This is a genomic window from Agarilytica rhodophyticola (assembly GCF_002157225.2).
GTDB classification, from domain to species: domain Bacteria; phylum Pseudomonadota; class Gammaproteobacteria; order Pseudomonadales; family Cellvibrionaceae; genus Agarilytica; species Agarilytica rhodophyticola.
Map to the genome: position 1 here is coordinate 1,048,096 of NZ_CP020038.1, position 12,454 is coordinate 1,060,549.

The 12,454-nt window shown below is 40.3% G+C and carries 12 protein-coding genes; 8 read left to right on the plus strand and 4 right to left on the minus strand.

What is annotated here, in order from left to right; all coding sequences use genetic code 11:
• Positions 1–104: 104 nt before the first annotated feature.
• The 6 genes from prfC (at position 105) to modC (ending at position 6,502) form a co-directional block, all read left to right on the plus strand.
• Positions 105–1,685 carry a peptide chain release factor 3 gene (gene prfC, locus BVC89_RS04465; protein WP_086930044.1) on the plus strand — a complete coding sequence of 527 codons (1,581 nt, stop codon included), beginning with the start codon at positions 105–107 and terminating at the stop codon, positions 1,683–1,685.
• A 60-nt stretch (positions 1,686–1,745) separates the two neighbouring features.
• Complete coding sequence (locus BVC89_RS04470; RefSeq protein ID WP_086930045.1) at positions 1,746–2,327, plus strand: 1-acyl-sn-glycerol-3-phosphate acyltransferase; 582 nt, start codon at positions 1,746–1,748, stop codon at positions 2,325–2,327.
• A gap of 70 nt (positions 2,328–2,397) precedes the next feature.
• Positions 2,398–3,474 (plus strand): AI-2E family transporter, encoded by a 1,077-nt coding sequence (locus BVC89_RS04475; protein WP_086930046.1) that lies wholly within the window; start codon positions 2,398–2,400, stop codon positions 3,472–3,474.
• A 177-nt stretch (positions 3,475–3,651) separates the two neighbouring features.
• Complete coding sequence (locus BVC89_RS04480; RefSeq protein WP_086930047.1) at positions 3,652–4,629, plus strand: MBL fold metallo-hydrolase; 978 nt, start codon at positions 3,652–3,654, stop codon at positions 4,627–4,629.
• Positions 4,630–4,671: 42 nt separating this feature from the next.
• Positions 4,672–5,361, plus strand: coding sequence for a molybdate ABC transporter permease subunit (modB, locus tag BVC89_RS04485; RefSeq protein ID WP_086930048.1), 690 nt, complete (start codon positions 4,672–4,674; stop codon positions 5,359–5,361).
• 4 nt (positions 5,362–5,365) lie between these two features.
• Complete coding sequence (modC, locus tag BVC89_RS04490; RefSeq protein WP_245929338.1) at positions 5,366–6,502, plus strand: molybdenum ABC transporter ATP-binding protein; 1,137 nt, start codon at positions 5,366–5,368, stop codon at positions 6,500–6,502.
• 27 nt (positions 6,503–6,529) lie between these two features.
• Here modC and BVC89_RS04495 read toward each other — a convergent pair whose 3' ends face one another.
• The 3 genes from BVC89_RS04495 to BVC89_RS04505 all read right to left on the minus strand — a co-directional run bounded on the left by BVC89_RS04495 (position 6,530) and on the right by BVC89_RS04505 (position 8,592).
• Positions 6,530–6,967 (minus strand): MAPEG family protein, encoded by a 438-nt coding sequence (locus tag BVC89_RS04495; RefSeq protein ID WP_216825086.1) that lies wholly within the window; start codon positions 6,965–6,967, stop codon positions 6,530–6,532.
• A gap of 161 nt (positions 6,968–7,128) precedes the next feature.
• Positions 7,129–7,509: a VOC family protein gene (locus tag BVC89_RS04500; protein WP_086930049.1), complete on the minus strand. Its 381-nt coding sequence runs from the start codon at positions 7,507–7,509 to the stop codon at positions 7,129–7,131.
• 132 nt (positions 7,510–7,641) lie between these two features.
• Positions 7,642–8,592: an AraC family transcriptional regulator gene (locus BVC89_RS04505; RefSeq protein WP_086930050.1), complete on the minus strand. Its 951-nt coding sequence runs from the start codon at positions 8,590–8,592 to the stop codon at positions 7,642–7,644.
• A 327-nt stretch (positions 8,593–8,919) separates the two neighbouring features.
• On the opposite strand from BVC89_RS04505, the gene BVC89_RS04510 reads away from it, so the two are divergent.
• Both BVC89_RS04510 and BVC89_RS04515 read left to right on the plus strand, forming a co-directional pair.
• Complete coding sequence (locus tag BVC89_RS04510; RefSeq protein WP_158657780.1) at positions 8,920–9,372, plus strand: YHS domain-containing (seleno)protein; 453 nt, start codon at positions 8,920–8,922, stop codon at positions 9,370–9,372.
• Between the two features lie 410 nt (positions 9,373–9,782).
• A complete protein-coding gene (locus BVC89_RS04515; protein ID WP_086930052.1) occupies positions 9,783–10,736 on the plus strand; it encodes a bifunctional helix-turn-helix transcriptional regulator/GNAT family N-acetyltransferase in 954 nt (317 codons plus the stop codon).
• A gap of 72 nt (positions 10,737–10,808) precedes the next feature.
• Here the strand turns inward: BVC89_RS04515 and BVC89_RS04520 are convergent, their stop codons facing one another.
• Positions 10,809–11,921 carry a beta-ketoacyl-ACP synthase III gene (locus BVC89_RS04520; protein WP_086930053.1) on the minus strand — a complete coding sequence of 371 codons (1,113 nt, stop codon included), beginning with the start codon at positions 11,919–11,921 and terminating at the stop codon, positions 10,809–10,811.
• Positions 11,922–12,454: the final 533 nt, after the last annotated feature.

Sequence of the window (12,454 nt, forward strand, 5' to 3'; positions counted from 1 at the left end):
TCAAGTGGTATTGATATAATCCGGCGCTTTTACTTTTTCGACTCCGCCTTGGGGTATCATCACAATGTGTGCGCGAGGGCGTACACAAACCAGGTTAAAACGTAATGACATCGGAATTTATTCAACAAATTCAAAGACGTAGAACATTTGCGATTATTTCTCACCCGGATGCTGGTAAGACCACTATTACTGAAAAGTTGCTGCTGTTGGGTAATGCGATCCAATTAGCGGGCTCAGTAAAAGGTAAGAAAGGTCCCCATGCCAAATCAGACTGGATGACAATGGAGCAGGAGAGGGGGATTTCGGTGACGTCCTCTGTCATGCAGTTTCCTTATAAAGAGCGTGTAGTGAACCTACTTGATACACCAGGGCACGAAGATTTCTCTGAAGATACCTATAGAACACTCACTGCTGTTGATTCGGTGCTGATGGTTATTGATGGCGCCAAGGGTGTGGAAGATAGAACCATCAAGCTGATGGAAGTTTGTCGTTTGCGCGATACCCCCATTCTCTCTTTTATTAACAAAATGGATCGCGATATTCGCGACCCTATTGAAGTGATGGATGAGGTAGAAGAAGTATTAAAAATTGCTGCAGCGCCTATCAATTGGCCTCTAGGCATGGGCAAGGAGTTCAAAGGCGTCTATAACTTATACACAGATACAGTGCATGTCTATCAACAAGGCCAAGGCCACACCATGATGGATGATATCCAGATTAAAGGTCTCGATAGTGCCGAGTTCGACGAACTTATGGGGCCCTATGCCGATGATGTGCGTGAAGAGATCGAGTTGGTGCGTGGTGCGACTCACGAATTTAATTTAGAAGATTATTTAGCTGGCAAGTTAACTCCAGTATTCTTTGGTACCGCCTTGGGCAACTTTGGTGTGCGTGAAATGCTTGATGGCTTTGTGGAGTGGGCGCCAAAGCCGCAAAATCGTGTAGCGGATGCACGTGAAGTGGATGCAGAAGAGGAAAAATTTTCCGGTTTTGTCTTTAAAATTCAAGCAAATATGGACCCTAAACACCGAGATAGAATCGCATTCATGCGTGTTTGCTCTGGAAAATATACAAAAGGTATGAAGATGCGACATGTGCGCATTGCCAAAGACGTGAAAATTGCCGATGCTGTGACCTTCCTTGCTGGTGATAGAAGCCATGTAGAGGAGGCAATTTCTGGCGATATTATTGGTTTACACAATCATGGCACCATCCAGATTGGCGATACTTTTACGGAAAGTGAAAGCCTTAAATTTACCGGTATTCCCCACTTTGCTCCAGAACTATTTCGACGTATCCGTTTGAAAGACCCACTTAAAACTAAGCAGCTTAAGAAAGGTTTACAACAACTTTCGGAAGAAGGATCAACCCAGGTATTTTTTCCTTTGAATAACAACGATATCGTTGTTGGGGCGGTGGGGGTGCTGCAATTTGAAGTGGTGGCCTATCGTCTAAAAGACGAATACAAGGTAGAAGCAATTTACGAGCCGGTAAATGTGGCAACAGCGCGCTGGGTGCACTGTGACGATGAAAAGAAATTTGCCGAATTTAAGAAAAAATGTGGCGATAATTTAGCTATTGATGGTGGTGATCATTTAACATATTTAGCGCCAACTCGAGTTAACTTATCACTGAGTGAAGAGCGTTATCCCGATGTTGAATTTTGGTCAACACGGGAGCATTGATCGATTATTTATCAATAATTATCTGCTCTAGTATTAATTAATGGATAAACAGGAATTTTAATGGGCTTTACCTTACCTTCGGTGCCAGATAATGCACCTACTGGCGGCAATGGGTTTACTCGTTGGCTAGGCCGGACTTCACTGCGACTACTTGGATGGCGTATAGAAGGTACATTGCCAGATTACCGCCAACTAGTGCTGTGCGGCGCACCACATACATCTAATTGGGACTTTATTCTTTCTATATTTACCGTTTTGGCTTTAGGGTTACGATTTTCCTATGTGATGAAGAAGGAAGCTTTTTTTTGGCCGATGAAGGGTTTGTTTCTCAAACTAGGAGGGATTCCACTGGATAGAAGTTCTACCACCGACGTGGTAGAGCAAATTATTCGCTGGTATCGTTCTCATGACAAGGTCTGGCTTGCCATCACGCCAGAAGGAACACGTTCCAAGGTGGATAAATGGAAAACGGGCTTTTTGAGAATTGCCTATGATGTAGGTGCGCCAGTGAAACTTGTTTCCTGGGATTATTCTAAAAAAATTTTATACTTGGATAAGATGTGGCAACCTACAGGTGACCATGTTGCCGATGCAGAAATGATCCGGGATTATGTACAGGCACGCTTCGTAGATAAATCTTAAGGATTATTAAGCGGCCCCAAATTGTGGGTTCACGGCATAGAATATATTAATTCGTTTAAAGGATGTGTATATGGAGCTTAATTCACCCATTGCCCGCTTTTTATTTGTCACCGCGTCGTTTGTGGTAGTGGTGGCAGGTATGCGTGCAGCAGAGTCTTTACTGGTGCCTTTCTTGTTATCCCTTTTTATCGCAGTGATTTGTACACCGCCTTTAATGTGGTTGCAGCGCAAAGGTATCCCTAACGCTTTTGCCATGCTGATTGTTATTTCATTTATTGTCATCTTTGGTGTACTAATCGGGGCAATTGTCGGTTCTTCTATCAATGCCTTCCGTGGTGACTTACCTGAATATCAGGTACGCCTAGCCCAGCTCACCAGTGATCTTTTTAGTAAGCTGGAGTCATTGGGTTTATCTATTGATATCGCGCAACTGCGAGAAAGTTTTAATCCATCTGCCGCTTTGTCAATGGCTGGTAATACCCTTGCCCAGTTTGGCAATATGATGACCAACGCTATTTTAATTTTACTGACGGTTGTGTTTATTCTGGCAGAGGAGGTGGGCTTTACCGAAAAGCTCAAGGCATTAGGGAACACCGATAAAACACTGGAAGCGATTAAGACCTTCTCAAGTGGCGTTAATCAATATGTCGCTATCAAAACTATGATGAGCCTACTTACAGGCTTTCTTATTTTAGTATGGTTGTGGATACTTAAAGTCGATTATTTTGTTCTCTGGGGAATGTTAGCTTTTCTGCTCAACTTTGTACCGACTTTAGGGTCTATTATTGCGGCAGTGCCTGCGGTGTTGCTGGCATTAGTTCAGCTAGGTGTTGGTGATGCGGTTTTGGCTGGTATCGGCTTTCTCGCTGTGAATTTTGGCGTTGGCAATATATTAGAGCCTCGAGTTATGGGAAAGGGCTTAAATCTATCAGCTTTGGTGGTATTTCTATCCTTAGTCTTTTGGGGATGGGTGCTGGGGCCAATTGGTATGTTGCTTTCCATTCCACTGACAATGACGGTGAAGATAGCCTTAGAAAGCTTTGAAGATACCCGTTGGTTTGGTGTGATTTTGGGGGCTGGTACAGACCTGTATGAGCACAAAGATGATGATGAGGTTATCAAGCTTTCCGTATCACAACAGGATTAGAGCTTGTTATCAGCTTCGAGAGCTTAGCTTCAGCGTGCATTGTGCTGGCCTAAATAATAGAAGTTTGCGAAGCTGTGAAACTTCCTCGTTATAGAATAAAGGCATCTCTATTCATTGAATTTGGGCCTCCGCTTCAAATCATTTATTAGCGATTGTCATAATAAGAGATCATTAGGTATGAAAATATTGAGTAAATTTGCACTTTTCTCTGCGTTATTTTTAAGCTCTCATTTAGTATTCGCGCAGGATAAAAAGCCAGAAGTCACCTTTGCAGTAAATGAATTGGCGCCGGGTCTGTATATGTTATCCGGTGATGGTGGCCCGACAGGAGGTAATATAGGTCTTTCTATCGGTGACGATGGTGTCGTTATGATCGATGATTCCATGCCTCGATTTTTAGGGATACTACAAGATGCTATAAAAAGTGTAACGAAAAAACCTATCGATTTCCTAATTACAACTCATGTACACGGCGATCATATGGGCAATAATGAAACTTTTAGTAATGAAGGGGCACGTATTGTTGCTCACAAAAACCTGCGCAAGCATTTACTTGAAAAAGGAATGAGAACAGCTAAGGGAATGGAAAAAGCCCCTAAAAGTGTTTTGCCCGTGATTACTTTCTCTGAAGAATTGAGCTTCCATTTAAATGGCGAAGATGTGCAAACATTCCATGTTGCAGAGGCGCATACAGATGGTGATGCCGTGGTGCATTTTAAAAATGCTAATGTTGTACACACAGGTGATACTTTCTTTAATAATTTGTTCCCATTTATCGATTTAAATTCCGGCGGTGACGTGGATGGGTATATTGCTGCCCAAGAAAGAATTCTAAGCATTGTTAATGAAAAAACAAAGATTATTCCTGGTCATGGTCCACTTGCAAGTAAAAAAGACTTGGCAAAAGATTTAGCTGTATTAAAAGATTGCAGAGAGATAATTGCTAGGTTAGTTAAGCGCGGTAAAAGCGAAGAGGAAGTAGTTAAAATGAATCCACTCGCTAAATATCATGATGAATATAACTGGGGCTTTATTACTACTGAGAGAATGACACGCCAAGTATATAAGAGTATGAAAAATACAGCGAAAGGAAGCCATTATCATCATGATGGCCAAGCTAGTAATCATCGTGAAAACCACACTCACTCTCATTAGTTTACAAGATAAGAGTCATAATATAAGTACAATAGTATAGCCGTGCCTCTTTCCGATGCTGATCTACAGACAATATTTTTAACACTGCGCTTAGCGCTGACCGTCACCTGTATTCTTTTACTTGTGAGCACGCCAATCGCTTGGTGGCTCACAAAAACTAAAACTTTTTGGAAAGTACCTATTAGTGCATTGGTAGCATTGCCTCTTGTGCTACCACCGACAGTGCTAGGCTTTTATTTTTTATTAGCTATGGGACCACAGGGCCCGATAGGGCAACTGACACAATTTTTAGGCATAGGTTCTTTGCCTTTTACTTTCTGGGGGCTGGTTGTGGCTTCCATTTTTTATTCACTGCCCTTTGTTGTTCAGCCTATCCAAAATGCGATGGAGGCGATTGGTGAAGAGCCTCTGGAAGCAGCAGCAACAATGGGAGCTGGCCCCATCGATCGCTTTTTTACTATTGTATTACCTTTAGCGAAGCCCGGCTTTATCACTGGAGCTATTCTGGGGTTTGCTCATACGGTAGGAGAGTTCGGTGTGGTGCTTATGATTGGTGGCAACATTCCCGGTGAAACCAAGGTGGTGTCAGTGCAAATCTATGATCATGTAGAAAGCTTACAGTACACGCAAGCCCATTGGTTGTCCGCAGTGATGGTTGCTTTCGCTTTTTTTGTATTGGTTGTGGTGTATTCGTTCAATAGAAAAAACGTGGGTCTGCGCTATAAAGGATAATCTTGTGCCGTCATCGAATCTATATCATAACGATAAAATTTTTGCTCAATTTGAAGTTGGATTTGACCAGTTCAAACTTGACGTGGATATCACGATTCCTTCTCAAGGTGTCACTGCAATTTTTGGCCACTCTGGATCTGGTAAAACTACTTTATTGCGCTGTATCGCAGGGCTGCAAAAATCGGAATCGGGAAAACTCATTGTTAACAATCAAATATGGCAAGATAATACTCGCTTTTTATTGCCCCATCTTCGTCCTATTGCTTATGTTTTCCAGGATGCGCGTTTGTTTCCTCATCTGAATGTGGAGGAGAATCTTAATTTTGCATTAAAACGTGCACGTAAGCGCTCGGCCCCCTTTTTATTAGATATAAAGTCGTCAGGTAACGGGCCGCTAGGTAAAAAATCTCTAGATAAAATCATTGCCATGTTCGATATTTTATCATTATTAAAACGCTATCCTGAAAATCTATCCGGTGGTGAAAAACAACGTGTTGCTATTGCTAGAGCTTTGCTTGTTAATCCTGAACTACTTTTAATGGATGAACCTCTAGCGTCACTTGATGATAAGCGGAAACAAGAAATTATTCCTTTCCTTGAACAGTTACGTTATGAATTTAATATCCCTATTATTTATGTTAGCCATTCAGTGACAGAAGTGGCGCGGCTTGCTGATAATGTTATCGTGTTACATGAAGGCGCTGTAGATTCTCAAGGTGATGCTACCGAAATACTTAATCGACAACAACATAAGTTAGACGCTGAGCTAGGAGTTATTATAGAAGGTACAGTTATCGAGCATGATAATAAGTGGAACTTAGCTTATGTTCAATTCGATACTGGTAAATTATTTATTACAAACTATGCTTACACTCTGGGCCAAGTTTTGCGACTACATATTAAAGCTAAAGATATTAGTATTACACTATCGCAGCATCACGATACGAGTATCTTAAATATCTTACCTGCAAAAATTATTAATATTTACGATGCTAGTGATTCTTGCTCAACACTTGTGGAACTATCCCTAGGGAGAACCACTTTAGTAGCCAAAATTACTAAACGCTCATTCGTTTCTCTTAATCTTGAAAAAAATAAAGAGGTTTGGGTTCAAATTAAGTCTGTTGCCCTTGTCCGTTAACAATATAATGAGAACCCATTTCAAAATTTATAAAATAACTGTGCTGCCTATAGCAAGTATTGCTAGCCATGACACGAGGTAAACAGGCGTACGTAAAAAAGGTATACCAAGAATATAAACCACAGCATAGCTTACTCTTGCCCAGAAAAATATAGCTGTCCAGGACGCTATTAGTGCTAGGGTGCTTTCCACGCTTGCAGAAAAATAACTTGCCCCCAATACAGTTGCAATAAATGCGGGCATTGTTTCGACTGTATTTAAATGCGCCCGTTGTGCTCGCTCTGCCCATAAAGGCTGCTGAGGCTTTTCGATGGGAAAATTTTTTGGATAGTTGTTAAGAAATGTGGGGAGCCCCCAAACAAATACACGAGCAAGAATGTAAGGTGTCCATAGCAATAAGGTCAACATTCCGCTAAGAGTTAAGTAAAAATAAATATCATTTAGTATTGTACTATCGCTCATCATATTAATCTCCAGTTGTTAATTTCAATGATGACATTATGAGTACCTAGGTGTTTTTACTCTATGTTCGATAGTCGCGGTAAATTGTTCATTCGTACAGATTTATTGTGTTTTTAGGATTAATTAGAGTCGCCCGAAATTAAAAATAAACTAATAAATAGTCTTTAGCCTTTGGGATACTTATATACCGCTTCTAATTTATATCCAAAGATATCTTGTACACCTGTTGTATATACCTCGCCGCAAGGATGTTCACGAAAAGCAGGCTTCCGTTCAGTCTTACCGCCATGAATTAACGCGGTATTATGAAAATCATCTACTTGTTGCATGTTTGCTGCTGAGAAGGCGATATGAATAGGGTTGCTATTCTGTGGGCAGTAATGTGTATTGGAAAGTGTTAGTATAAAATTAATATTACCTTTGCCGTACGCAATGATATCTGAATATTTAGCATATTGTTTATATGAAAGTGTCGCCAGTACAGCGTTATAAAAGCCTGCTGCTTCCTCAATATCAGTAATGTAAACACTAACGTAATCGATCATGGTTTCTCCTATTTTACCCAATACCTATTTAATAACTATCTCATAGCTGTTAAATAGCTATCGCGAGCATACCAAGAGTATGATAGATATGTTCGAAGTAATAGCGTATGCCTGATCGTCCGTTTTTTTTGTCTAATTCACTTCAGCATTACTACGGGTTCTTTCTTTTCTATACTCCCCTGGGTTTTTATTAACAATCCTTTTAAACGCTTTGCTAAAAGATGCTAACGAGTCATATCCGATATCTGATGCAATTTGTTCAATAGATAGTTGGCTTTCAACCAGCATCCTTTTAGCATTCTGCATTCGCCAATGTGTCACATATTGCATAGGCGATAGGTTTAAATATTGTTTGAAACGATCAGAAAATAGTGAGCGTGACATATGTGCCTCCTCTGCTAGTCGCTCCACCGTCCAATCAGCGGCATAATTGTTGTGAAATGCCATTAAACCTTTCGATATTCTAGGGTCATTCAATGCTGCTAAAAAGCCTTCATTACTACCCTGCCTTTCATTCCAAAAACGTACAGATTGAATAAATATGATTTCAGATAGCCTTTTGATAATTGCTGAACTGCCTACTTGATTTGATTTCGCTACATTTGCTAAAAAATGTAATGAGTCTTTTAACCAAGAAAACTCCGTGCCTTCATTTTCATTGCAAATAATCAGTTGCGGTAAATAATCAATAAATGAGTGCTTGTACTCTTCATTAAACTCAAAGTGTCCACAGACCAATTGTGTGCCGTGCAATATCGAATCTTCACCAAAATGAAAAATTCCTTGCCCGTTATAACCTGTATGTGTAAAGGCTTCGTCTAGTGTAATAGGCGGTGAGTCTGGAGTGTCACTAAGTATATGCTTAGCACCGTGAGGTATAATTATAAGGTCGCCTACCGATAGCATCTGTGGTTCTTCCATTCCAGGAACTCTAACCCAACAGTGTCCCTGTGTAACATAATGAAATCTTGCCACACTTTTATACGAAGGTACTTCAATACTCCATGCGCCATTAAAGTTTGTCGCGAAATAAAAAGTTCCGTTAAAACGCAATAAATCTAAAATTTTACTGAGCGTATCCAAGGCTTCACCTTATTCAGTTTTATTTTATGTTTAATATAAATATTTGAGTCAATACTAGCCCATCTATTCTAATAAAACTACCTGTCTGGACGAATAAACAAAATTGCTGGATTGCCGATCATAGTGAGATTTTGGCCGATGCTTATAATTTCACTCAGCTTAAGTAATGTCGCGAAAGATAAAATTTAAGCACAACAAAAGACAAGTCTTAAATTTAAAAAAGGGTTCCTATAGCTACTGAAGATTGTTCTTGCAAAGAGTAAAAAATAATTCAATTGATTAACTTTAAATATTAAACTTAACATAAGAGATAAACATATGAAAAAAATGAAAACTTCATTATTTGCACTGATAACCGCTGTGATTACGATATTTTCAATTCATACATCCGCTGATTCTATTAGTAATAGTACGGTAGGTGCTGGTGGTTATGATCTAGTATCCTATCAGGATGGTAAAAAGCCTCTACCTGGTAATGGTAATTTTGTTGCAACTGTAGATGGGGTTAACTACATTTTCTCCAGTAAGGAAAATCTTAAAAAATTTAATAAGAATCAAAATAAATACTTGCCACAATATGGTGGCTACTGTGCCTATGGTACTTCAGTCAATAAAAAGTTTATCGGCGACCCTAATGTCTGGGAAGTTGTAGATGGTAAGCTTTACTTCAACCTTGATAACAGTATAAAAGCTATCTGGGTAAAAGATATTCCGGGTAATATCAAAAAAGCAGATAAAAACTGGAAGAAAATTAAAAACGTAGCGGCTTCTGAATTATAAGAAGCTTCTTATGTGTGTTTTGTAAGTGGAAGGTGAAGTAGGATTAAGCCTCACAAGGATGTGATACTTTAAGGTAACTGTATATTTTGTGATGAAGCTCGAATATTGAAAACCAAAGTGCGAAGTTACTACCGCTATTCCATTTGCTAACTCAGTTTGCTTTTTAGCCACTCTCAGTGTCAACAGGCCTTGGCAACAATCAAAGATGTAGTGTAGCGTAAATTTACTTCCCAAGCCGTCAGGTTTGACCCGATAAAACCATTCTCCCCTTTAAAGCGCTTAAGTATATCTATCCTAGCTAACCTCACTCTATTTTATTTTGATAGAGAGCATACCTTTATATGGCATTAAAGGTTTACAGTATTAATATATAGTTGTATGGTACAACTATATATTAATGGAGGATATTAATGAACACCGTATCTGCCTTAGTGATAGATGATATTCGTGAAGCTTCTAGAACCTTAGTTCGAGAGTTTGGCTTTATGGGTCGTAATCTAGCTGCGACCTCCCTTCCTCCCTCTGCTGTGCATGCTTTATTAGAAATTGATTTAAAGGGCCCGCAAACGGCCGCAGAACTGTGTGTAAAGCTCAATCTTGAAAAGTCCAGTATTAGCCGCTTGCTAAAAAAACTGGTTCGCGCGGGAGAAGTTAAAGAGAGCATTTTGCCAGCGGACGCTCGTAGTAAAGTACTGACATTAACGGCTAAAGGTAAAGCTACGGTTAACGTTGCTCATGAGTTTGCTCAACAGCAAGTAAACAACGCTTTAGCTGATCTATCCTATGATGAAATTGCTAGGATTGTGGATGGCCTATCTACTTATGCCGAAGCGCTAGAAGCTAAGCGTATTAATGGGACAACAACGCCAGTCTCTAGGTTTGAAATTATTTCAGGGTATCGTCCAGGAGCTATAGGCACTATAGCTGCATTATTTTCCCGTTATTTTGCACAGTATTATAACTTCGATCAGTACTTTGAACAAAAAGTAGCGACCGAGTTGGCCGAATTTACTCAGCGTTTGTCAGCAACAAATAACGCCCTATGGTTGGTAATGAATAATGATCAGGTACTGGGTTCACTCGCAATCGATGGTGACGATTTACCTGATGCTGATGTTGCTCATTTACGTTGGTTTATTATGGCGCCTCAGCTGGCGGGACGTGGTCTTGGCAAGCAGCTATTGGAAAGAGCAGTTGATTTTTGTCAGGATCGAAGTTTTCGAGAGATTCACTTATGGACAGTAAAAGGTTTGGATGCCTCTAGTTATTTATATGATCGTTATGATTTTACTATTGAGGAAGAATTTGTAGATAAACAGTGGGGGAAGGAAACCATTGAACAAAAACGAGTAAAGCGTCTTTAAAATATAAAGCCCATTTCTGGGCTTTATTTAACAACCAAATTCTTCGTGGAATTAGTTTGCTCCAACGCTAGATTACAGTTTTTGTAAGATTACAGAACCTGCTGAATATCCTGCTCCGAACGACGAGATAATGCCATAGTCCCCAGTATTTAACCCTTGGGAGTTTTTATGGAAAGAGATAATAGAGCCTGCTGAGCTGGTGTTGGCATAGGTATCCAAAATTACTGGTGCGTCCTCGACATTAAACTCCTTACCTAAGACATTTTTGGCGATGAGTTGATTCATGCTGAGGTTGGCTTGGTGTAACCATAGCCGTTTAATACTTTGTCTGTCTATATTGTTGGCGCCAACGTGGGTGTTAATTAATTCGGCTACCATTGGACAGACCTCTTTAAAAACACTTCTACCCTTTTGGATAAAGAGTTTATCGGCGTTATCTTTTGTCTCAGGTGCTGTTCTGTTTAAGAAACCAAAGTTATTGCGAATATTATTGGAGAATTGAGTAATGCACTTGGAGTCTATGACGCGGTAGTCGCCTCCTTGGGCAACAGATTCATGTTCTACTAAAATCGCAGTAGCGGCGTCACCAAAAATAAAGTGGGAGTCCCTATCGCGGAAATTTAAATGGCCTGAGCAGATTTCCGGGCTGATAACCAAGACACTCTTAGCAGTACCTGCGTTAATAGCATCGGTAGCCGTTTTTAAGCCGAACGTGGCAGAGGAGCATGCGACATTCATGTCAAAGGCAAAGCCGCCTGCCCCAAGCAGTTGTTGCACCTCGATAGATATGGCTGGATAGGGTCTTTGCAGGTTTGAGCAAGCAACGATAATGAAGTCAACATCATGAGCTTCTCGACCAGCGGTTTGCAGTGCTTGTTTGGCAGCAAGCACGGCCATTTCGGCCAAGATGCTAGGCTCGTCGTTGCCGCGTTCAGGTAGCAGCGGCGTCATTATCTTAGGGTCTAGCACGCCTTCTTTACTGACAAAGTAGCGACTTTTAATACCAGAAGCTTTTTCAATAAAAGCATCGGAGGAGTGAAGCAACGCGCTCACTTCCCCAGCTTCTATTTTAGCGGCGTTGCTTTTATTGAAGTCATCGACATATTGATTAAAAGCTTCTACTAGTTCGGTATTGGAAACAGAATGCTCCGGGGTATATAGGCCGGTAGCGCTGATAATTGCCATGTTTAATTCCTAGGATGTAGTGTCAAGATAATCAATAGTGACTATCAATGAACGAACAATGAGCGAACAGTAAACGAAGGAGCACGTGAAGCTATTGATGTATTGGCCTGTGTATCTGTATCAGCCATTTCGTATTCATGTCATTCTCTAGTTATTTCATGCAATGATGCTAAGCCTAAGCGCAATGCCTAAAAACACAAGGTGTATGAACAATCATGAAATGACAACTGCTACATTGCTTAATTAATAGTAAAGTGCGTAACCTGGGATTATTATTATCACTATTTTTGCTGCTGGTTATCTTTCTGTTTCGTACTTTATTTTAAACTTCAGTAGTTTCAGGTGTTACTTCTTCTCAACCCTACATCCTAATTAATACACTTATAGTGTCAAGAGCAAAATAAAGCTTCTTTGGCTAAATTACCTTCCAGCTCGTTGTTAGGTGGGGGGTGAGGTGGGAGGTTAGGTGGGAGAGTGGCGACGAATACATTAGAGTACCTCGACTAATAGTCATTCTGTTTCGCTGTATACAT

What these genes read in the sequence shown, in the direction of transcription:
- prfC (WP_086930044.1), top strand. Translation starts at nt 105, where the DNA reads ATGACATCGGAATTTATTCAACAAATTCAAAGACGTAGAACATTTGCG.
- BVC89_RS04470 (WP_086930045.1), top strand. Translation starts at nt 1,746, where the DNA reads ATGGGCTTTACCTTACCTTCGGTGCCAGATAATGCACCTACTGGCGGC.
- BVC89_RS04475 (WP_086930046.1), top strand. Translation starts at nt 2,398, where the DNA reads ATGGAGCTTAATTCACCCATTGCCCGCTTTTTATTTGTCACCGCGTCG.
- BVC89_RS04480 (WP_086930047.1), top strand. Translation starts at nt 3,652, where the DNA reads ATGAAAATATTGAGTAAATTTGCACTTTTCTCTGCGTTATTTTTAAGC.
- BVC89_RS04495 (WP_216825086.1), bottom strand. Translation starts at nt 6,967, where the DNA reads ATGATGAGCGATAGTACAATACTAAATGATATTTATTTTTACTTAACT.
- BVC89_RS04500 (WP_086930049.1), bottom strand. Translation starts at nt 7,509, where the DNA reads ATGATCGATTACGTTAGTGTTTACATTACTGATATTGAGGAAGCAGCA.
- BVC89_RS04510 (WP_158657780.1), top strand. Translation starts at nt 8,920, where the DNA reads ATGAAAACTTCATTATTTGCACTGATAACCGCTGTGATTACGATATTT.
- BVC89_RS04515 (WP_086930052.1), top strand. Translation starts at nt 9,783, where the DNA reads ATGAACACCGTATCTGCCTTAGTGATAGATGATATTCGTGAAGCTTCT.
- BVC89_RS04520 (WP_086930053.1), bottom strand. Translation starts at nt 11,921, where the DNA reads ATGGCAATTATCAGCGCTACCGGCCTATATACCCCGGAGCATTCTGTT.